Consider the following 21,239-nt stretch of genomic DNA (forward strand, 5'->3'; position numbering starts at 1 on the left):
GAGCGATCATAACATGCGCCCTATGCGGCCAACGACTTCCCGGCCGCGCGTCGCGCGTGTTCAGCAAGGTCTCGCACGAGGCGTGCGGTTCGCGACAAACGCATGCGTTTATCAAGAACGTTCGCCCCGCGGACCGGACGACGCAGCCTGCGCACTCAGCGTAACGGGACGCCATTGTCAGGTCGTCGCCGCGGCTGCGGCAACGCGCACCGGCGAAACGCTCAGCGGCTTTCGACGATGCGCTGCGCCGCACGCAGCAGCGCGTCGACGTGGCTGGCCACGCGCGCGTCGTATCGCACCGCGCCGCGCGCGAGCTCGGCTGGCGTGGACATGGAGGATGCGGCAAAAGCAGCCGCGGCAGCGGACTCGCCCGGCTCAACCGGCTCAACCGGCTCACCCGGCTCAACCGGCTCAACCGGCTCAACCGGCTCAACCGGCTCAACCGCTCGATCGCCGCGCGTCGCCGCGCGCCCGATCGTCGCGCGCAGGTCGGCCACGTCGCCGGGCGCGAACTCGTGCTTCGCATGCGGCGCAATCGCGGCACAGCAGCCGAGCGTCGTGGGGAAGATCACCGGCGTGCCGCACATCACCGATTCGATGCCGACGAGGCCGAACGGCTCGTAGGTCGACGCGAGAATCGTGAAGTCCGCAGCGCGGTAGCAGTCCTCGATATTTTTTGCGTAGCCGATGTAGCGTACCCGCGCGTCCGTGCGTTCGGGCGGCCGGCCGGCGACCGCGAGCACGATCGACGCATCGAGCTCGCGCAGTGCCGCCTCGATCAGCGGCAGGCCCTTGCGCTCGTGGCTGCTCGACGGAAAGAGCAGCACGACCTCATGGTCGGCAAAGCCGAACTTGCGCCGCAACGCTGCGCGCTCGGCAAGACTCACCGGCGCGAAACGCGCGTCGTCGACCGGCGGATACAACACCTCGATCTTCGAATCGGCGATGCCGTACAACTCGAGCAGCTCGTCGCGCATCAACTGCGAGTGCGCGACGATCAGCTTCGCGTGCTCATACTGACGCCGCTCGAGCGCGATTTGCCGCTCGTCCGAGCGTGTGCGGCGCTTGCCGGTTGCACGCAGAAAACCCAGATGCGTGCCGCCGCAAATCGCGATGTCCGACGAATCGACGCGATTGCAGCCGATCAGCACGTCGACGCCGGCGGCCCGCCGCGCCGCGCGCAGCCGGCGCGAGAACCAGCCGTCGCGCAGCTTGCCGGGCAGAAACGATACGTTGATCCGGTACGCGTCGACCATCGACGTTTCCGGCAACGACCTGTCGAATCGCCGCGCGAAAAAAGCCGGCTTGACGCCCGCCGCGACGAAGCCGCGCACGAGATCCATCGCATAGCGTTCAAGCCCGCCGCTATGTTTCAACGCATTGCTGGAGATGCCGATTTTCATCCGCGTCACAGGCTTCATGCCGCGTTCTGCTGGAACTGGATGCGATGCAGATGCGCATACAGTCCGTCGTGCGCGAGCAGCTCGCGATGCGTGCCGCGTTCGACGATGCGCCCCGCTTCCATCACCAGAATGCGGTCCGCGCGCTCGATCGTCGACAGCCGGTGCGCGATCACGAGCGTCGTGCGGCCCTTCATCAGCGTTTCGAGCGCAGACTGCACATGGCGCTCGGATTCCGAGTCGAGCGCGGAAGTCGCTTCGTCGAGAATCAGGATCGGCGCGTCCTTGTAGATCGCGCGCGCGATCGCAAGACGCTGGCGCTGGCCGCCGGAGAGCATCATGCCGTTGTCGCCGGTCAGCGTGTCGATGCCCTCCGGCATCGCCGCCACCGTGTCCCACAGGTTCGCCGCGCGCAGCGCCGCGATGACCTTGTCGCGATCGGGCGTCTGTCCGTAGGCGACGTTGCTCGCGATCGAGTCATTGAACAGCACGACGTCCTGGCTCACCATCGCGATCTGGCTGCGCAGCGCATGAATGCCGTATTCGGGCAGCGCGACGCCGTCCACCAGAATCTCGCCGCCAGACGGGTCGAAAAAGCGCGGCAGCAGATTCACGAGCGTGGTCTTGCCGCTGCCCGACGGGCCCGCGAGCGCGATCATCTCGCCGGGTGCGATCTTGAACGACACGCGATCGAGCGTCTGGCGCTGCATCGGCCCGCTCGCGCCGTACGCGAACGACACATCGCGGAATTCGACCTCGCCGCTCGCGCGCGCCAGCGGCCGGCCGCCGCCGGCGGCCTCGGGCGGCTCGTCGATCAGCCCGAAGATCAGCTCGGCCGCGGTCATGCCGCGCTGCAACGGCTGGTTCACATCCATCAGGTGCTTCAACGGCGAGATGACGAGCAGCATCGACGTGACGAACGCGACGAAGCCGCCGACCGTCGTCTGATCGGAGCTCGACTGCATGACCGCGATCGTCACGACCACCGCGAGCGCGATCGACGCGAGAAACTGCGTGAGCGGCTGCGCAAGGCCGCCGGACACCTGCATGCGCATCGAATAGCCGCGCAGGCGCTTGCTCATCTCGGTGAAGCGGTCGATTTCGTACTGCTCGCCGTTGTGCACCTTGACGACCTTGTAGCCGCCGACCGTCTCCTCGACGATGTACGACAGCTCGTTGGTGAGCAGTTGATGCTCGCGGTTCAGGCGCCGCAAGCGCCGGTTGATCTTGCCGACCAGCACGCCGATGGTCGGCAGCAGCACCGCGACGATCAGCGTCAACCGCCAGTTCAGGTAGAACAGATAGCCGAGCAGGAACAGCACCGTCAACGAATCGCGCACGAGCGTGACGAGCACGCCGAGCAGCACGTTCAGGATCTGGTTCACCTCGAACACGATCGCGTTGATCACCGTGCTCGCCGTCTCGCGCTGGAAGAACGCGACACTCGTGTGGATCATGCGGTTGAACATCTTCAGGCGCAGCTCGAGCAGCACGCGGTTCGACACGTAAGCGAGCAGATAGCCGGACGCGTATTGCGACGTGCTGCGCACGAGCGCAAGGCCGATTATCGCGATCGGCACGAACCACTTTGCGCGCTCGCTGCCGTGCGCGCCGAAACCGTGATCGAGCAGCGGCTTGAGCAGTGCGGGGATCGCCGCATCGGTGGCCGCGCTCGCGGCCATCGCGAGGATCGCCCCGACCAGCACCCAGAACAGCGGCTTCAGGTACGGCCAAAGCCTGCGCCACACGATCACTGCGGACGACGCCTGACCGGAGCCGATGGGTTTGCTTAACGTAGGCTTTGCGCTCAAGACTTCCTCAGAATGGGCGGACCGGCGCATCGGTGATTCACCGCACGCGTCGCGACGTGCATCCGATGCACGACGGGCGAATACGCCGGCCAGCAAAGAAAAGTGACATTGTAAACCGGCCGGCGTCGGCGACTCCGTTCCGGTTCACGCCGGGCCGATGGAATTCGACGCGGCCGGGCGTGTTGCCCGAATGGTATGGCGCGATCGACCGGCTGCTGGCCGCCGCGCTGTGTATACTTGCGCGACGCTGCGCGGGCCCGGGCTTCGCAGGCGGCTGTCTGCGCCGCCGAGGCATCCGCATGCGCAGCACCCGTCCGAACGCGCCGCGCCGCCGAGCCCACTGCGCCCCCTACACGACCACGCATGAACGAACCCACTCTCGGTGTCGCGATCATCACGAAAAACGCCGCCGCGCGCCTCGCCGAGTGCCTGCAGTCGGTCGCGTTCGCCGACGAGATCGTCGTCATCGACGGCGGCAGCACCGATGCGACCGTCGACATCGCGCGCACGTACGGCGCGCGGGTCCTGACCGAGACCGACTGGCCGGGTTTCGGGCCGCAAAAAAACCGCGCGCTCGATGCGCTCGCCACCACCTGGATCCTGTCGATCGACGCGGATGAAATCGTCACGCCGGAGCTCGCGGTATCGATTGCAGCCGCGCTGGCCGAGCCGCGCGCGCAGGTGTACGCGCTCGACCGGCTATCGGCATTCTGCGGTCACTGGGTCCGTCACAGCGGCTGGTATCCGGACTGGATTCCCCGCCTGTTCCGGCGCGGCGCCGCGCGCTTTTCCGACGATCTCGTGCATGAGCGGCTGGTGTTCAGCACGCCGGTCGAGCGCCTCGCCGGCAAGCTGCTGCACCACTCGTACGAAGACTTCGAAACGGTGCTGCGCAAGCTCGACGCGTATTCGACCGCCGGCGCGCGGCAGCGGCATGCGGCCGGACAACGCGGCAGCTTCGGCAAGGCGCTTGCGCGCGGCGCATGGGCGTTCGTGCGGACCTACGTGCTGCGCCGCGGTTTTCTCGACGGCCGTGCCGGCTTCATGATCGCGGTGTTCAATGCCGGCACGGTGTACTACCGGTTTCTGAAGCTCGCGCATCTGGACGCGCGCAAGCCGCGCAGGTAGCCCTCGGCGACTCGCCGGGTAGCTGGCAAAGGTAGCCGCAGCCAACTGCAGATCATCGGATTCGCGCGCGTTCCGACGGCGACGCACGCCAGCGCATCGGCAGTCGCATTCGCCGCGCTCGTCCGTCGCGCGCGACGCGCGCATCAATACACGATTTCGATCGAACTGCCGGCGAATTCGCCGCGCAGCGCGGCAAGCAGTTCATCGGTCGGCTTCACGCGCCATGCGTCGCCGAGGCGCACCTCGCCTTCCGCATGCTCACTGCGATAAACGACCTGCACGGCGAGCCCGTTCGGCACCGGCGCCGACGCGCGCTGCCCGCGGCCGCCGTCGAAACCGCCGCCGCCCCTGCCGCCGCCCTTGCCTTCAAAACCGCGGCCACCGCCGTTGCTGCCGTTGCCGCCGCGCCCATACCCGCCGGCAGCCGGCGCTTGCGCCGGCGCGCCTGACGCCGCATCGGCCGCCGCGGTGTGCGCTTCGAGCACGCGCCGCAAGGCCTGCGCATCCGCGTTGCCGTTCACCTGCACCTTCACCGCCTGCGCATAGCGGCTGCGCGCGCGGCCGAGATCCATCGGCGTATCGACCGTGAAGCGGATGCCGCCGGTAAATGCATCGTTGCGCGCCTGCCCCTGCACGACCAGCAGTTCGTCTTCCTTGAAGAAGGTCTTGTTCGCTTCGAACTGCTCGTTGAAGATCGTCACTTCGCACTGACCGGTGCCGTCGTCGAGCAGCGCGATCAGCATCTTGCCGCGCTGGGTCATCTGCGTGCGCAGCGACGAGATCACGCCGGCGATCACCTTGTCGCGCCCTTCCTTCAGCTCGCCGATCTTCTGCCGCACGAAGCGGCGCACCTCGTCCTTGTATGCGTCGAACAGGTGTCCGGACAGATAGAAGCCGAGCGCGCTCTTCTCTTCCTGCAGCCGCCGCTTGTCGGACCATGCGGGTTCGTCGACCAGTTCGTGGCCTTGCGACGGCGAGCCGTCGCCCATATCGAAGAGACCCGCCTGCATCGCGTTCGCGCTCGCCTGGTCAGCCGCTTCCATCGCGAGCGATACCGACGCGAGCAGTTGCGCGCGATTCGCGTGCAGCGTGTCGAACGCGCCCGCGCGAATCAGTGCTTCGACCGTGCGGCGATTCACGACGCGGCGATCGATACGCTGGCAGAAATCGAACAGATCGGTAAACGGCCCCTCTGCGCGCGCACGCAGGATTTCTTCGATTGCGTTCTGGCCGCTGCCCTTGATCGCGCCAAGACCGTAACGGATCGTGCGCGAGCGCTTGCCGTCCGCCTCGGCGACCGGCTCGAAGCGATACGCGGACAGATTGATATCCGGGGGCAGCACCGTCATTTTGTTCGTCGCGTTCACGCAGTCTTCGAACAGGATTTTCACCTTGTCCGTGTCGTCCATCGCGAGCGACATGTTGGCCGCCATGAATTCGGCCGGATGGTGCGCCTTCAGCCACGCGGTGAAGTACGCGAGCAGCGCATACGCGGCCGCGTGCGACTTGTTGAAGCCGTAGCCCGCGAACTTCTCCATCAAGTCGAAAATTTCGTCGGACTTCTCGCGCGTCAGACCGTTCTTCGCGGCGCCCTCGGCGAAGATCTCGCGATGCTTCGCCATTTCCTCGGGCTTTTTCTTGCCCATCGCGCGGCGCAGCAGGTCGGCGCCGCCCAGCGAATAGCCGCCGATAATCTGCGCCATCTGCATCACCTGCTCCTGGTAGACCATGATGCCGTAGGTCTCTTTCAGAACAGGTTCGACGCGCGGGTCCGGATACTCCACTATCTCGCGGCCGTGCTTGCGTGCGCAGAAGCTCGGAATCAGGTCCATCGGACCCGGGCGGTACAGCGCGACGAGCGCGATGATGTCCTCGAAGCGGTCCGGCTGCGCGTCCTTCAGCATGCCTTGCATGCCGCGGCTTTCCAGCTGGAACACGGCGACGGTGTTCGCCTTCTTCAGGATGGTGAACGACGCCGGGTCGTCGAGCGGCACTTGAGCCAACGACCAGTTTTCCTTCGACGGATCGAGCCGGCGGATATAGCGCTCCGCCCAGTCGAGAATGGTCAGCGTGGTCAGCCCGAGAAAGTCGAACTTCACGAGGCCGACTGCTTCGACGTCGTCCTTGTCGTACTGGCTGACCACGCCGCTTTCGTCGCCTTGCGTGTACAGCGGGCAGAAGTCGGTGAGCTTGCCGGGCGCGATCAGCACGCCGCCCGCGTGCATGCCGACGTTACGCGTCAAGCCCTCGACGCGCTGTGCGAGCTCGAGCAGCTGATGCACTTCGTCTTCGTTGTCGAAGCGCTCCTGCAACAGCGGCTCTTCCTTCATCGCGTCGGCAATCGTCACGTGCTTGCCGGGCTTGAATGGAATCAGCTTCGCGACGCCGTCGGTGAACGTGTAGCCGAGATCGAGCACACGGCCGATATCGCGCACCGCGGCCTTCGCGGCCATCGTGCCGAAGGTGGCGATCTGCGACACCGCATCGGCGCCGTACTTGCCCTTCACGTACTGAATGACGCGGTCGCGTCCTTCCTGGCAGAAGTCGATATCGAAGTCGGGCATCGACACGCGTTCCGGATTCAGGAAGCGTTCGAACAGCAGGTTGTAACGCAGCGGATCGAGATCGGTAATGCCGAGCGCGTACGCGACGAGCGAGCCCGCGCCGGAGCCGCGGCCCGGGCCCACCGGCACGCCGTTGTTCTTGGCCCAGTTGATGAAGTCCGCGACGATCAGGAAGTAGCCCGGAAAGCCCATCTTGATGATCGTGCCGCATTCGAAATCGAGCCGCTGGTAATACGTGTCGCGCTGCGCGGCGCGTGCGGCCTCGTCCGGATACAGCTGTTCGAGCCGCTTTTCCAGTCCTTCCTTCGACAACTGCACGAGGTAGTCGTCGAGCGACAGGCCGTGCGGCGTCGGAAACAGCGGCAGCTTCGGCTTGCCGAGCTCGAGCGTCAGATTGCAGCGCTTCGCGATTTCGACGGTGTTCGCGAGCGCGGACGGCAGGTCCGCGAACAGCGCGGCCATGTCGTCCTGCGTGCGAAAGAACTGGTCGGTCGTGAAGCGCTTCTGGCGCCGCGGATTCGCGAGCATGTCGCCTTCCGAGATGCACACGCGCGCTTCGTGCGCGGTGAAATCGTCCGGCGTCATGTACTGCAGCGGATGCGTCGCGACCACCGGCAGCCGCAGCGCGGCCGCCAGCGCGACCGCCTGCTGCACGTACGCTTCGCCGCCCGGCTGCCCGCAGCGCTGCAGTTCGATATAGAAGCCGTGCGGGAAAATGCGCGCCCAACGCTCGGCATGCCGTTTCGCCGCTTCGTCGTTGCCGGCCGCGAACGCCATGCCGATGTCTCCCTGCTGCGCGCCGGACAGCGCAAGCAGCCCCTCGGCGAGGCCGCCTTCGAGCCACTCGGCTTCGACTTCCGCGCGGCCGCGATACTGGTTCGTGAGCCATGCCTTCGTCAGCAGTTCGCACAGGTTCAGATAGCCGCGCCGGTCCTTGACGAGCAGCAGGAGCCGCGCAGGCTTGTCGCGGTCCGCCGGATTCGTGATCCAGACATCGCAGCCGGCGATTGGTTTGACCCCTTTGCCGCGTGCTTCCTGGTAGAACCGGACGAGACCGAAAGCGTTGCCGAGGTCGGTAAGCGCGAGCGCGCCCTGGCCGTCTTTGGCCGCGGCGGCGACGACGTCGTCGAGGCGCACGATGCCGTCGGCAATCGAGAACTCCGAGTGGACGCGAAGATGGACGAAGCGGGGATCTGACATGGCCGGTATTGTAACTCGCGACCTTGCGCAATAGGCCGTAAGTTATAGGCCAAACGGACCGCCCGGCACACCGTCGTCAGCCGGGCGGCGACGCGGCGACGTGCTGCGCGCGAGGCGCCGCTGCCGGTTTGCGCGCGGGATGAGGGATAATACGGGTTTGCCGTATTGCGGCCTGCCGCACCACCGTTTGATCCGATTCACCATGAGCATCCTCAACCTTTCCGCTTACCAGTTCGTGACGCTCGATGCGATCGAACAATGGCGCCCCGTCGTCAAGGAACGCTGCCTCGCGCTCGGCCTGCGCGGCACCATCCTGCTCGCGCCGGAAGGCATCAATCTGTTTATCGCCGGTGCGCACGACGAGGTGCGCACGTTCATCGATTACATCCGCCACGACGCGCTTTTCGAAGGCAAGTTCGCGAGCCTGCAGTTCAAGGAAAGCGTGTCGGCCGCGCAGCCGTTTCGCCGCATGCTCGTGAAGCTCAAGCGCGAAATCATCACGATGAAGAAACCGGCGATCCGTCCGGAGACCGGCCGCGCGCCGTCGGTCGACGCGCGCACGCTGAAGGGCTGGCTCGATCGCGGTCACGACGATGCGGGACGGCCCGTCGTGATGCTCGATACGCGCAACGCGTTCGAAGTGGATGTCGGCACCTTCGACCATGCGCTCGACTACCGCATCAGCAAGTTCAGCGAGTTTCCGGAAGTGATCGAACAGCATCGCGCCGACCTCGAAGGCAAGACCGTCGTGTCGTTCTGCACCGGCGGCATTCGCTGCGAGAAAGCCGCGATCCATATGAAGGAGGTCGGCATCGAGAGCGTCTACCAGCTCGAAGGCGGCATTCTGAAGTACTTCGAGGAAGTCGGCGGCGCGCACTATCACGGCGAATGCTTCGTGTTCGACTACCGCACCGCGCTCGATCCGGCGCTCGCGCCCACCGCCACCGTGCAATGCTTCGGCTGCCGCGCGGTGGTCACGCCGCAAGGGCAGCAATCGCCGTTTTACGTGCCGGGCAAGACCTGCGCCGCGTGCCATCCGCAGCGCGATCGCGCCCGCGCCGCTTGAGGCGCTTGATGCGCTTGATGCGCTCGCCACGCTTGACACGCTTGACACGTCGTTACTCAGCCGTTACCCGGACGTCGCGAAGGCGTCACTAAGGAGGCGCCGGCAGCCATGACCTACCGCGGACGCTTCGCGCCATCGCCCACCGGGCCGCTGCATATCGGCTCGCTTGTCAGCGCGCTCGCGAGCTGGCTCGATGCGCGCGCGCATCACGGCCGCTGGCTCGTGCGCATCGACGACATCGACGGGCCTCGCACCGTGCCGGGCGCGGCGGACGATATCCTCGCGACGCTCGAACGTTTCGGCATGCGCGCGGACGAACCGCCGGTCTGGCAAAGCCGCCGCACCGCGCGCTACGAGCAGGCGTTTGCGCAATTGCAGGCGACGGGTCTCGTCTATCCATGCGGCTGCACGCGCAAGGAAATCGCCGATTCGCTGGTGCACGCGCATGTGCGGCACACGACACTCGCGTATCCGGGCACCTGCCGCAACGGTCTGCATGGCAAGACGCCGCGCGCGTGGCGCTTGCGTGTTCCGGACAGCGCGGCAGAAAGCGCGACGCCGGCGGCGAACGGCGCCGCGATCCAGCCAGCACGCGGTACGGCGAACCACGCGGCGGCCGGCAGCGCGGCCGCTGTTGCCGCCGCGACCGCTGCCACGGCTGACCCGGTCGCGACCGACGACGCCTCGATCATCCGTTTCGACGACCGCTGGCAAGGCCCGCAAAGCCAGAACCTCGCGACCGAAGTCGGCGACTTCGTGCTGTATCGCGCGGACGGCCAATGGGCGTATCAACTTGCGGCGGTAGTCGACGATGCCGATGCGGACATCACGCATATCGTGCGCGGCGCGGACCTGCTCGATTCGACCGCGCGGCAAATCTATCTGCAGCGCTGCCTCGGTGTGCCGACGCCGTCGTATCTGCATGTGCCGGTCGTCGTCAACCAGGCCGGCGAAAAGCTCAGCAAGCAGACCGGCGCGCAGGCGCTCGATGCGAGCCGGCCGCTCGATGCGCTGTATGCGGCGGCACGCCATCTGGGACTCGCGATGCCTCGCGACGGCGCACCGACCTCGCTCGACGCGTTCCATGCGGCGGCCACGACGGCGTGGGCGCAGCGCATCGACGCATTGCACGTGCGGTGACGCCTCGCGACGTCGGGTGATCGCCCGGCGACACGACCGACAAAGACGGCAAGCACTGTCAGCGCACCAAAAACGCCCGGCACAAGCGAACACCGCCGCCTGACGTCATCGCGAGGCCCATGCCGCAACGACAAGCGGCACGGTGACGACCGCCATCCGCACTTGCGCGAGCCCGCGCATGCGCCGCAGCTCGCGATTCAATCCACCCGTCAAAAACTCTCCGCAAACGGCCGGACGTCGAGCTCGTGCGTCCACGCGGAGCGATGCTGCTGATGCAGATACCAGTACGCATCGGCAATCGCGTCGATATCCAGCAAGCCGTCCGGGCCTTTCTTCTCCGCGAGTTCCGGCAGTCTCGTCAGAATCTTTTCGCCGCGAATCGAGCCGTCGATCACCACATGCGCGACATGAATGCCGGCCGGCTGAAACTCGCGCGCAAGCGACTGGCTGACCATACGCAGCCCCGCCTTCGCGGCCGAAAACGCCGCAAAGCTCGGCCGCCCGCGCAACGATGCGGTCGCGCCGGTAAACAGAATGGTGCCGCGGCCGCGCGGCAGCATCGCGCGCACCACTTCCCTGCCGAACATGAAGCCGCCGAGGCAGCCGACGCGCCACGTGTCTTCGAAGCTCGCGCTGTCGAGTTCGAGCGCCGGCGCCCAGCGCGCATTGCCGGCGTTGTACACGCCGACTTCGAGCGTGCCGAGCGTTTCGATGCGCGACAGAATATCGATGATGTCGCGCTCCTTCGTCACGTCGCCCGGCGCCGCGAGCGCAGCGCCGCCATCCGCTTCGATCGCGCGCACGACATGCGCGAGCTGCTCGGGCGAGCGGCCGGTGACCACTGCGACCATGCCCTCCTTCGCAAAGCGCCGCGCGACCGCCGCGCCGGTGCCTTGCAATGCGCCGACGCCCACGACCCACGCGAGCTTCGCGTCGCCTGCGTTGCTGTTTCCTGCCATGATCCGCTCCGTTCAGGCGGCGCCTCGACGTCTCACGCGCGCCGCAATGGTTTCGATGAAACAGCCGGTGCACAGGTGAGATCGCGCAAGCGCGCCGGCTGACTGGCTTCCATCCTAAGCGAAGCGCGCCGGCCACGCTTGCGCATCCGGCACGACGCACAAGACGGCGGCTCGCACGACGCGATGCGATGCGAAGTACCACATCGCGGAGCGAAGCACCCTGACGCCGCACGAGATGTCCCGCAGGCGAACGTCGACTCGATGTAAGCCGGATTGAAGCCATCCGCACTGACCCTCGCGCCGACGATAGGCCTCCTCAACGCCGCTGTGCACCACCACACCGGGCAACTCGCGACCCAGCCCCAGCTCGACCATACGCACAACGTGTCATCGAATCGTCGGCATCGGTCGCGCGCGTGCCGTGCCCGCCGCGCGAAAAATAGACGGGTGGGACAATCGGCGTCATATGCAACGCGACTTGCCGATGTATCGGCGTGCGATTCGATTGCAGGACGCGCAAACGCCGATTGGCTTCTTTACGGAACACGGTTAGATGAACTCCGCAGTCTCGAACAGCGAAGCGGCACTGCCGCGCGTGACACTGATGATGCTCGCCGTGATGTGCGGGCTTTCCGTCGCAAGCGCGTACTACGTGCAACCGCTGCTACCGACCATCGGCCGCGCGTTCCATATTTCCGACGCGTCGATCGGCATTCTGCCGATGCTCACGCAGATCGGCATCGCATTCGGCATTGTGCTGTTCGTGCCGCTCGGCGATATCGTCGATGAACGCAAGCTGATCGTCGCGCTGGCGCTCGCGCAAGTGCTGGCGCTCGTGCTGATCGGCGCGTCGCAGTCGGTCGGCATGTTGCGCGGATCGAGCGCGCTGCTAGGCCTCACGACGGTCACGCCGTACCTGCTGCCGCCGTTCGCCGCGAAGCTGACGCCGGCCGACCAGCGCGGCCACGTGACCGGCATCATCGCGCGCGGCCTGTTCGGCGGCGTACTGCTCGCGCGCACCGCGAGCGGCTATGTCGGCTACTACGTTTCGTGGAATGCGATCTACTGGTTCGCGGCGCTCGGCATGCTCGGGATGAGCGTGCTGTTCTACCGGATGACGCGCGGTACGCGGCCCAATACCCAGCTCACGTATCGCGGCCTGCTCGGCTCGCTGTGGCCCGTGTTCATGCAGCAGCGCGATGTGCGCCGCGCGATGCTGTCGCAAGGGCTCCTGTTCGGCGCGTTCAACGTGCTGTGGGTGACGCTCGCGTTCTATCTGGAGTCGCCGCTGTTCCGGCTGCCGAGCTACGTCGCGGGACTGTTCGGCGTGATCGGCCTGGGCGGCACACTCGCCGCGCCGCTCGTCGGCAAGCTCGCCGACCGGCGCGGACCGATCTTCGCGGTGCGTCTGGGCACCGGCATCATGCTCGCCGCGTGGCTGGTGTTCGTGCTGCTCAGTCACGCGCTGTGGGGTCTCGTGATCGGCGTGATCCTGCTCGACCTCGGCGGCACCGCGTCGCACGTGTCGAACCAGGCGCGCATCTATCGGCTCGGCAGAGAAATCGGCAGCCGCGTGACGACGCTCTACATGCTCGGCGCGTTCGCCGGCGCAGCGGTGTTCTCGCCGCTATCCACTGTCGTATGGGCACATTGGGCGTGGCTGGGCGTGTGCGCGCTCGGTGGCGGCGCGACGATCATCGCGTTCGCGGTGTGCTGGCTGCCCGATCGGCAGCGCACGCCGCACGCGAGCAGCGTGCGGCAGGATGCGCGTTAAGGCCGGACCGCCCGCCGTGTGAGCGAAGTTTGCACGGAGTCGCGCGCTGCGCGGGTGTCACCGTGCGAGCGCGGGCGCGCGGGGCAAGCGCGGCGACGGCGCAGGACGAAGCGCTATGGCCGACGTCCTGTGCCAAAGCGCGTCGATGCATCGTCTATCAGGCGGCGGCGTCGAACGTCAGGCCAGCCTGAACCGGCCCACCATCTGCTTCAGTGCGCGCGCCTGATCGTCGAGCGACTTCGCGGCCGCGGTCGCCTGTTCGACGAGCGCCGCGTTCTGCTGCGTGCCCGCATCCATTTGCGATACCGCGAGATTGATCTCCTCGATACCCGAGCTCTGCTCGGCCGACGCGGCGGAGATTTCACCCATGATGTCGGTCACGCGCTTGACCGCCTTCACGACGTCATCCATCGTCAGCCCGGCGTTCTGCGCGAGCTGCGAGCCGCTGCCCGCGCGCTCGACCGATGCGCTGATCAGCGTCTTGATCTCTTTCGCGGCCGACGCGCTGCGCTGCGCGAGATTGCGCACCTCGCCCGCGACCACCGAGAAGCCGCGGCCGTCCTCGCCCGCGCGGGCGGCTTCGACCGCGGCATTCAGCGCGAGGATATTGGTCTGAAACGCGATCCCTTCGATCACGCCGATGATGTCGCCGATACTCTTCGCGCTGTCGTTGATATCGTTCATCGTCGCGACGAGGCGGCCGACCACGTCGCCGCCCTGCTGCGCAATCGACGACGCATTGTCCGCGAGCGTGCGCGCCTGCTTTGCGTTGTCCGCGTTCTGCCGCACGGTCGACGTCAGTTCCTCCATGCTGCTCGCGGTGCGCTCGAGCGCCAGCGCCTGCTGCTCGGTGCGCTGCGACAGGTCGAGGTTGCCCATCGAGATTTCGCCGGACGCGGACGCGATCGCCTCGGCGCTCGCGGCGATATCGGCGACCGTCGTCGACAGCCCCTGCTGCATGTCGTGCAACGCGAACAGCATGCTCGACGTATCGCGCTTGCGCAGCGCAATGCCATTGGACAGGTCGCCCGCGGCGATACGGCTCGCGATCTCCTTCGCGTACACCGGCTCGCCGCCCAGTTGCCGCGCGAGACGCCGCACCACCCACTCGCTGATCACAAACGCCAGCACGATCAGCGCGAGCGTCGCGGCCGCGATCATCACGAATGACGACTGGAAGATAAACGTGGACGCGCCGATCGTCGCTTTCGCGGCGGCGCCTTGCTGCGCGACGAGGCCGTCGACGAGCTTCTCGAGCTTGCCGGTTTCGACGAGCAGCGACACGTCCTGCATGCCGACCTGCCAGTTCATCTGCGACAGGTCGAGCGGCTGTGCCTGCACGAGCTTCACGAAGTCGCGCAGATGCCCGCTCCACGCGCTCACGGCCGCGCTGAATTTCTGCTGCTGGCCGGCCGCTTCAGGCGCGCGCGCATATTGCTGCAGCGTCGCGAGCTGCGCGTTGAGCGACGCGATCGATTTGTCGATATCCGCGCCGAGCTCTTCGCGCTCCTTCGCGGTGGTGGCGGTGAGCAGCATTTTCTGCGCGCGGCTTGCGCGCAGCATTTCGCCGCGCGCTTCCTCGGCCGCGCGATTGGCGATGTAGCCCTGCTCGTAGATCGATTGCGTCGAGTCGTTCAGACGGCTGATCTGTGTCAGCGCGAACACGCCGATCGCGAGCGTGCCGATCAGCAGCACCGCGAATGCAAGCCGCAAGGTCCCCTTCACGGACAGCCGCGCGCGCGGCCGCCCCCTCAGCGCAACTGTTTTCATAGGTCTTCCCCCGAATCGAACTACTGGAACGGTCAGCTCCGGCAGCCTTTCAACTCATTACAGGTCAACGGCAGCATCGTCGGCGTTCTTTAAGTTTCCGCTGCGGCCATCGTCCTCGCACGCGGCGTCATGGGCCGCGCGAGCGGTGTTATACCCGGCCAAAATCATCGGGTCAGCCCTCGGATGCCCGCACCTGCCGCTGCCGGCGGCCCGCCACGCCGCGTCGCACCGCTGCAACGCGACGCGTCCAACCGCGCCGAAATCAGGGTCGGTCTTGTCCGATTCGCGACAAAACTTGGCGGGACAACTGACTCACGCCACATTACAATTCATCGCATACGATCTTTCGCCGGGGAGTCCGGCGCAAGCCGTTTAGCCCACCTCACCCAGTCCCCCCATGGAAACAAGCCTCGACAAGCGCGCCCTCGCCGGCGCAACCGCTGGTGCATCCGCCGCCGCAAGCGCCGCCAGGGTGCCGCAGACCGTCTATTCGATCCTCGGCGCGATCAGCTTCTCGCATCTGATGAACGACATGATCCAGTCGTTGATCCTCGCGATCTACCCGATGCTGAAGGCGAATTTCTCGCTGTCGTTTGCGCAGATCGGCCTGATCACGCTGACCTATCAGATCACCGCGTCGCTGCTGCAACCGCTCATCGGCATCTATACGGACAAGCATCCGAAGCCGTATTCGCTGCCGGTCGGCATGGGCTTCACGCTCGCCGGGCTGCTGCTGATGTCGGTCGCGCCGAACTTCGGCATCCTGCTGATCGCAGCGGCGCTGGTCGGCTGCGGCTCGTCGGTCTTTCACCCCGAATCGTCGCGCGTCGCGCGGATGGCCTCGGGCGGCCGCCACGGCCTCGCGCAGTCGCTGTTCCAGGTGGGCGGCAACGCGGGCACGTCGCTCGGTCCGCTGCTTGCCGCGCTGGTCGTGATCCCGCACGGCCAGCGCAGCATCGCGTGGTTCTCGCTCGCGGCGCTGGTCGGCATGCTCGTGCTGGCGCAGGTGAGCCGCTGGTACAAGCAGCATCCGGCGACGAAGAAGACGCGCGCGAGCGTCGCGCACCCGACGCTATCGCGCGGCAAGGTCGCGTTCGCGATGAGCGTGCTCGTGATGCTGGTGTTCTCGAAGTATTTCTATCTGGCGAGCATCAATAGTTACTTCACGTTCTATCTGATCGACAAGTTCCACCTGCCGGTGCAGGCCGCGCAGATCCATCTGTTCGTGTTCCTTGCGGCCGTCGCGGCGGGCACCGTGATCGGCGGTCCGATCGGCGACCGGATCGGCCGCAAGTATGTGATCTGGGTGTCGATTCTCGGCGTCGCGCCGTTCACGCTGCTGCTGCCGTATGCGAACCTGTTCTGGACCGGCGTGCTGACGGTGCTGATCGGCGTCGTGCTCGCGTCCGCGTTCTCGGCGATTCTCGTCTACGCGCAGGAACTGATTCCGGGCAAGGTCGGCATGGTCGCGGGGCTCTTTTTCGGCTTCGCGTTCGGTCTGGGCGGCGTCGGCGCGGCGGTGCTCGGCCAGCTCGCGGACGCGACCAGCATCGCGTATGTGTACAAGGTCTGCTCGTTCCTGCCGCTGCTCGGCATCCTGACGGTGTTCCTGCCGAATATTGAAGGCAGGCACGCGAAGGGCTGATCACACGGTCGCTCGCCTTCGCCAGAGGCGCCGCGGTTGCGGCGCCTTTTTTATTGCGCCTCAGCCTTGATCGCGCCATCATAATGACTGATATAACTTACATTTATTTTTAATTTGAGCAAAATGTTGGATATTTCAGTCACCATCTGCCCACGTTTGCCGACGAACAAACCTTGACGCAATGACTGTTATTTCCTACATTCAAGCGACAAATCACGGAAAATGACAGAAATATCAGTCATGGCAAACGTCAATCCCCGCTTCGCCGCCCTCCTGCTGGCTGCCGACTTCGGCAAGACGTTCCGCCGCGAGCGGAAGGCCCGCGGCCTGACGCAGTTGCGGGTCGCGCAAAAGGCCGGTGTGACCCGTTTCACGATCACGCAGCTGGAGTCGGGGCAGAACGTCGGGCTGCATCATGTGCTCGCGGCGCTTGCGGTACTCGAGAAAGGTCTGTCGATTGTTTCGGCCCGGCCGGACTTCGACCAGCTTGCGGAGATGTTCAATGACGACGAATAGGGTGCGCGAACTGTCGGTGAACACGCCGCAGGGCATGGCCGGCACCCTGACCAAGGAGTCGCGCCACGTCTTCGGCTACGCCACCCGGGACGTTGCCCGCGAGGTGTCGCTCACCATGCCGCTGCGCGCGGAGACGTACGCGGCTACGCCGATGTTGCCGGCATTCTCGATGAACCTGCCGGAAGGATTTCTGCTCGAACGGATCCGGCGTGCGTTCAGGCACGTATCGCTCGATCACATGGCGCTGCTCGCGATCACCGGCAGCAATCAGATCGGGAGGTTGAGGTACGCCGTACCCGGTGCGGCAAGGCACGGCAAGAAGGCGGAGGTCGGCCTTGCGGCCTTGCTCAGAACAGGCAGCCAGACCGGACTGTTCGAACATCTGGTGACCACGTATCTCGAATCCGGCATTTCGGGTTTCCAGCCGAAAGTGATGATTCCGGACGCGGATAAGCCCGAACCCGGCCCGGTCGGAGAGAAGACCACGGCAACCACGCCGAGTCTGATTCTCAAGGCGGCCGGAGACGACTATCCGCAGCTGCCGGTCAACGAGTATCTGTGCATGAGCGCGGCGAAGCGCGCGGGAATTCAGGTCCCCAGGTTCTGGCTTTCGGACGATCAAAGCCTTTTCGTCATGGAACGCTTCGACGTCGACGAAGACCGGCAATTGGGCTTCGAGGACATGGCGGTCCTGATGGGCAAAAACCACTCCGATCCGAACTTCAAATACAGCGGCAGTTACGAACATATCGCGAAAGCAATCGTCGCCTATTGCGGCGAGAACACCGACGAAAGCCGCACACGCTTTTTCGAGTACCTCGCGCTGTCGGTGATGGTGCGCAACGGCGATGCTCACCTGAAGAACTTCGGGATGCTTTACGAACACCCGCACGCCGCGCAACCGCCGCGTCTTGCGCCGCTGTTCGACGTGGTCACCACGACCGTGTACCGCTACGAGAACCAGAAGACGGGCGTGGAACACACCGATCGGACAATGGCGCTGAAAATGAACAAGTCCGTCTCGTATCCGATGCGCGAAGCGTTGCTGGAATTTGGCCGCAACGTTTGCCATGTGGGCAATCCAGGCGCCGTCATCGAACGTATCGCCGATGCCATGTCCGCCACGCTCGCCGATGAAGGGGCGGCAATGCCGCAAGACTTCGTGGGGACGATGCGCGCCGAATGGGATGCGGGGCGCGTCTCCATGGAACCGCCCAAGGTTTTCATCCGGCCAGCCGGCAAGACCGCCGAAAAAACGCCATCGTCATAAGCGGCGGCGCCCGTCCGGGAAGCTCTTTTCACTACGCGGCGTCATGGTGAACCCGCGTTGTCCGCGCGTTCGCGCCTGCTCTATGCTGTGCTCAACGCCACATCGGCACGCCGATTGCGTGCGCCGCATCATCGTTCGACCGAGCTCCGCTGACCTTCAGACGCAAGCCCAAAGGACCGCCGCCGATGAACCGCTACCGCGAATTCCACCGCCGTTCGATCGAAGCGCCCGATGAATTCTGGCGCGACGAGGCCGCGCGCATCCATTGGCATACGCCGTTCGATACGGTGCTCGACCGCTCGAACCCGCCGTTCGCGCGCTGGTTCGTCGGCGGGCGGACCAATCTGTGCCACAACGCGATCGACCGCCATCTCGCGCAACGCGCGCAGCAGGACGCGTTGATCTACGTATCGACGGAGATCGGCATCGAGCGCCGCTATACGTATGCGGAGATGCATGCGGAAGTGAACCGCATGGCCGCGGTGATGCGCTCGCTCGGCGTCGCGCGCGGCGAGCGCGTGCTGATCTATCTGCCGATGATTCCGGAAGCGGCGTTCGCGATGCTCGCATGCGCGCGTCTCGGTGCGATTCATTCCGTCGTGTTCGGCGGCTTCGCAGCGCCGAACCTCGCCGCGCGCATCGACGACGCGAAGCCGGCGCTGATCGTCACCGCCGATGCGGGCGCGCGCGGCGGCAAGGTGATCGACTATGCGCCGCTAATCGACGAAGCCCTGTCGCGCGCCGCGCACAAGACGCCGCACGTGCTGCTGATCGACCGGCAACTGACGCCGGAGAAACTCAACGCGCCGTATCTGATCGACTACGAGCCGTTGCGCGAGCAGTTCTTCGATGCGCACGTGCCGTGCGAGTGGCTCGAATCGAACGAACCGTCGTACGTGCTGTACACGTCCGGCACCACCGGCCGTCCGAAGGGCGTGCAGCGCGACGTCGGCGGCTACGCGGTCGCGCTCGCCACATCGATGGAGTACATCTTCGAAGGCCGCCCGGGCGACACGATGTTCACCGCCTCCGATATCGGCTGGGTGGTCGGGCACAGCTACATCATCTATGCGCCGCTGATCGCGGGCCTCACCACCGTGATGTACGAAGGCATGCCGATTCGCCCGGACGGCGGCATCTGGTGGCGGCTCGTCGAGCAACACCGGATCAACCTGATGTTCACCGCGCCGACCGCATTGCGCGTGCTGAAGAAACAGGACCCCGCGCTGATGAAGCAGGCCGATCTGTCGAGCCTGCGGACGCTCTTTCTCGCCGGCGAGCCGCTCGACGAGCCGACCGCGACGTGGGCGGCACAGTCGCTCGGCAAGCCGGTCGTCGACAACTACTGGCAAACCGAAACGGGCTGGCCGATTCTCGCGATCCAGCGTGGCGTCGAAGCGTTGCCGCCGAAACCCGGTTCGCCGGGCGTGCCGGTCTACGGCTACGACGTGACGCTGCGCGATGAAATAACCGGCGAGCCGTGCGCGCCGGGCGAGAAAGGTGTGCTCACGCTCGCGTATCCGCTGCCGCCGGGCTGCATGTCGACTGTATGGGGCGACGATGCGCGCTTTGTCAGCACTTATTGGGCGAAAAGCGGAACTAACGGCGGGACGAACAGCGCATCGAACGGCGAGTCAGGCGAACTGGTCTACTCGACCTTCGACTGGGGCGTGCAGGACGACAACGGCTACGTGACGATTCTCGGCCGCACCGACGACGTGATCAACATCGCCGGCCATCGGCTCGGCACACGCGAAATCGAAGAAGCGCTATCGGGCCACCACGCAGTGGCGGAGGTCGCGGTGGTGGGCGTGACGGACGCGCTCAAAGGACAGGTCGCGCTGGCGTTCACCGTGCTGCGCGATGCGGACCGCTATGCGTCCGGCGATGCACGCGCGGCGCTCGAAGCGGACCTTGCGGCGACGGTGGACCGGCAGTTGGGAGCGATTGCGCGGCCGGCGCGCGTGCACGTCGTCGCGATGCTGCCGAAGACGCGCTCCGGCAAGCTGCTGCGCCGCGCGATCGCGGCGCTCGCCGAGGGCCGCGATCCGGGCGATCTGCCGACCATCGAAGATCCGGCGGCGCTGCAGCAGATTCGCGACGCGCTACGGGTCGCGCAGATGCGCTAGCCTCGTTGGCGCTATGAGTCACTGTGACTCGCTGTGACGACTCGCTGCGCCTCACGGCGCACGAACAGCGCGGCGCTCGCCGGCAGGACCGGCCCGCGAGCGTCTACCGCAAACTCAACCGCGCGCTTGCAGGAAGCGCCGCAAAATCCCGCTCGAATACGTGCCGGCGATCTCGACCAGAAACGTCGAGAACGACGCTGGCGCGTGCACATCCGCGGTATCCGAAACGGTGCGCACGATCGCGCACGGCACGCCGTACTCGTAGCACACCTGCGCGATCGCGGCGCCTTCCATTTCCACCGCCAGCGCATCGGGCAGCGCCGCGCGCAGCGCATTGACCGCCGCCGCACTCGCGATGAACTGATCGCCGCTAATCACGAGACCGCGATGAACGCGCGGCTGCGCGGTCCGGAAACGCTCGGCCAGCGCGCCGCCCTCCTGCGCGATGAAGTCATCGCAAGCGGCGGCCAGCTGCGCAGCGAGCGCGGCATCGGCGTCGAAACGCGCGATGCCGAGCAGCGGCACTTCGAAGCGCGGAAAAAGCGGCGATGCGTCGAGATCGTGCTGCACCAGCGAATGCGCGACGACGATATCGCCGATCCGCACGTCGCGCCCGACGCCGCCGGCCACGCCGGTAAACACGACTGCCTCGACATCGAATGCGTGAATCAGCGCGCTGACGGTTGCGGCGGCGGCGACCTTGCCGATCCGCGCGAGCGTGACGACGCACGGGGTGCCGTGCACGGTGCCGATGTGATAGTCGCGCTGCCCGTGCGCGACGGTGCGCACCTCGCCTTCGGCGCCCATCGCGGCGACGAGATCGCCGAGTTCTTCGGGCAGCGCCGCCATCACGCCGAGCGGACGGAC

14 protein-coding genes are annotated in these 21,239 nt (G+C 66.0%); 8 read left to right on the forward strand and 6 right to left on the reverse strand.

Annotated features, from left to right (window positions below; translation table 11 throughout):
• Positions 1-221 precede the first annotated feature (221 nt).
• Together HV675_RS02935 and msbA are read right to left on the reverse strand one after the other, a co-directional pair.
• A complete protein-coding gene (locus tag HV675_RS02935; protein ID WP_343056755.1) occupies positions 222-1,403 on the reverse strand; it encodes a glycosyltransferase family 4 protein in 1,182 nt (393 codons plus the stop codon).
• Between the two features lie 14 nt (positions 1,404-1,417).
• Positions 1,418-3,211, reverse strand: coding sequence for a lipid A export permease/ATP-binding protein MsbA (gene msbA / locus HV675_RS02940; protein WP_175109267.1), 1,794 nt, complete (start codon positions 3,209-3,211; stop codon positions 1,418-1,420).
• Positions 3,212-3,574: 363 nt separating this feature from the next.
• On the opposite strand from msbA, the gene HV675_RS02945 reads away from it, so the two are divergent.
• Positions 3,575-4,339 carry a glycosyltransferase family 2 protein gene (locus tag HV675_RS02945; protein WP_175109268.1) on the forward strand — a complete coding sequence of 255 codons (765 nt, stop codon included), beginning with the start codon at positions 3,575-3,577 and terminating at the stop codon, positions 4,337-4,339.
• A gap of 143 nt (positions 4,340-4,482) precedes the next feature.
• On the opposite strand, the gene dnaE is transcribed toward HV675_RS02945, so the two are convergent.
• Positions 4,483-8,112 carry a DNA polymerase III subunit alpha gene (dnaE, locus tag HV675_RS02950; RefSeq protein WP_175109421.1) on the reverse strand — a complete coding sequence of 1,210 codons (3,630 nt, stop codon included), beginning with the start codon at positions 8,110-8,112 and terminating at the stop codon, positions 4,483-4,485.
• Between the two features lie 193 nt (positions 8,113-8,305).
• Here dnaE and HV675_RS02955 point away from each other — a divergent pair, with 193 nt between their 5' ends.
• The gene (locus tag HV675_RS02955) at positions 8,306-9,169 is read left to right on the forward strand and encodes a sulfurtransferase (RefSeq protein ID WP_175109269.1); all 864 of its coding nucleotides are present in this window, start codon (positions 8,306-8,308) and stop codon (positions 9,167-9,169) included.
• 108 nt (positions 9,170-9,277) lie between these two features.
• On the forward strand, positions 9,278-10,309 hold the full coding sequence (gene gluQRS, locus HV675_RS02960; protein ID WP_175109270.1) for a tRNA glutamyl-Q(34) synthetase GluQRS: 1,032 nt from the start codon (positions 9,278-9,280) through the stop codon (positions 10,307-10,309).
• Between the two features lie 209 nt (positions 10,310-10,518).
• Here the strand turns inward: gluQRS and HV675_RS02965 are convergent, their stop codons facing one another.
• Positions 10,519-11,268: an SDR family NAD(P)-dependent oxidoreductase gene (locus HV675_RS02965; protein WP_175109271.1), complete on the reverse strand. Its 750-nt coding sequence runs from the start codon at positions 11,266-11,268 to the stop codon at positions 10,519-10,521.
• Positions 11,269-11,821: 553 nt separating this feature from the next.
• Here HV675_RS02965 and HV675_RS02970 point away from each other — a divergent pair.
• The gene (locus HV675_RS02970) at positions 11,822-13,042 is read left to right on the forward strand and encodes an MFS transporter (protein WP_175109272.1); all 1,221 of its coding nucleotides are present in this window, start codon (positions 11,822-11,824) and stop codon (positions 13,040-13,042) included.
• A gap of 177 nt (positions 13,043-13,219) precedes the next feature.
• Here HV675_RS02970 and HV675_RS02975 read toward each other — a convergent pair whose 3' ends face one another.
• Positions 13,220-14,812: a methyl-accepting chemotaxis protein gene (locus HV675_RS02975; RefSeq protein WP_175109273.1), complete on the reverse strand. Its 1,593-nt coding sequence runs from the start codon at positions 14,810-14,812 to the stop codon at positions 13,220-13,222.
• A 397-nt stretch (positions 14,813-15,209) separates the two neighbouring features.
• Between HV675_RS02975 and HV675_RS02980 the strand changes: the two genes are divergently transcribed.
• The 4 genes from HV675_RS02980 to HV675_RS02995 all read left to right on the forward strand — a co-directional run bounded on the left by HV675_RS02980 (position 15,210) and on the right by HV675_RS02995 (position 20,372).
• Positions 15,210-16,457 (forward strand): MFS transporter, encoded by a 1,248-nt coding sequence (locus HV675_RS02980; protein WP_246270076.1) that lies wholly within the window; start codon positions 15,210-15,212, stop codon positions 16,455-16,457.
• Positions 16,458-16,697: 240 nt separating this feature from the next.
• Positions 16,698-16,973: a helix-turn-helix domain-containing protein gene (locus HV675_RS02985; protein ID WP_175109274.1), complete on the forward strand. Its 276-nt coding sequence runs from the start codon at positions 16,698-16,700 to the stop codon at positions 16,971-16,973.
• Entirely contained in the window at positions 16,960-18,243 is a 1,284-nt protein-coding gene (locus HV675_RS02990; RefSeq protein WP_175109275.1) for a type II toxin-antitoxin system HipA family toxin, read from the forward strand. Before HV675_RS02985 ends, HV675_RS02990 begins: the two co-directional genes overlap by 14 nt.
• A 185-nt stretch (positions 18,244-18,428) precedes the next feature.
• Positions 18,429-20,372 (forward strand): propionate--CoA ligase, encoded by a 1,944-nt coding sequence (locus HV675_RS02995; protein ID WP_175109276.1) that lies wholly within the window; start codon positions 18,429-18,431, stop codon positions 20,370-20,372.
• Between the two features lie 114 nt (positions 20,373-20,486).
• Here HV675_RS02995 and HV675_RS03000 read toward each other — a convergent pair whose 3' ends face one another.
• The gene (locus HV675_RS03000; protein WP_246270084.1) at positions 20,487-21,221 is read right to left on the reverse strand and encodes a 5'-methylthioadenosine/adenosylhomocysteine nucleosidase; all 735 of its coding nucleotides are present in this window, start codon (positions 21,219-21,221) and stop codon (positions 20,487-20,489) included.
• Between the last annotated feature and the right edge of the window lie 18 nt (positions 21,222-21,239).

This window comes from Paraburkholderia solisilvae (genome assembly GCF_902859875.1).
Taxonomy (GTDB): domain Bacteria; phylum Pseudomonadota; class Gammaproteobacteria; order Burkholderiales; family Burkholderiaceae; genus Paraburkholderia; species Paraburkholderia solisilvae.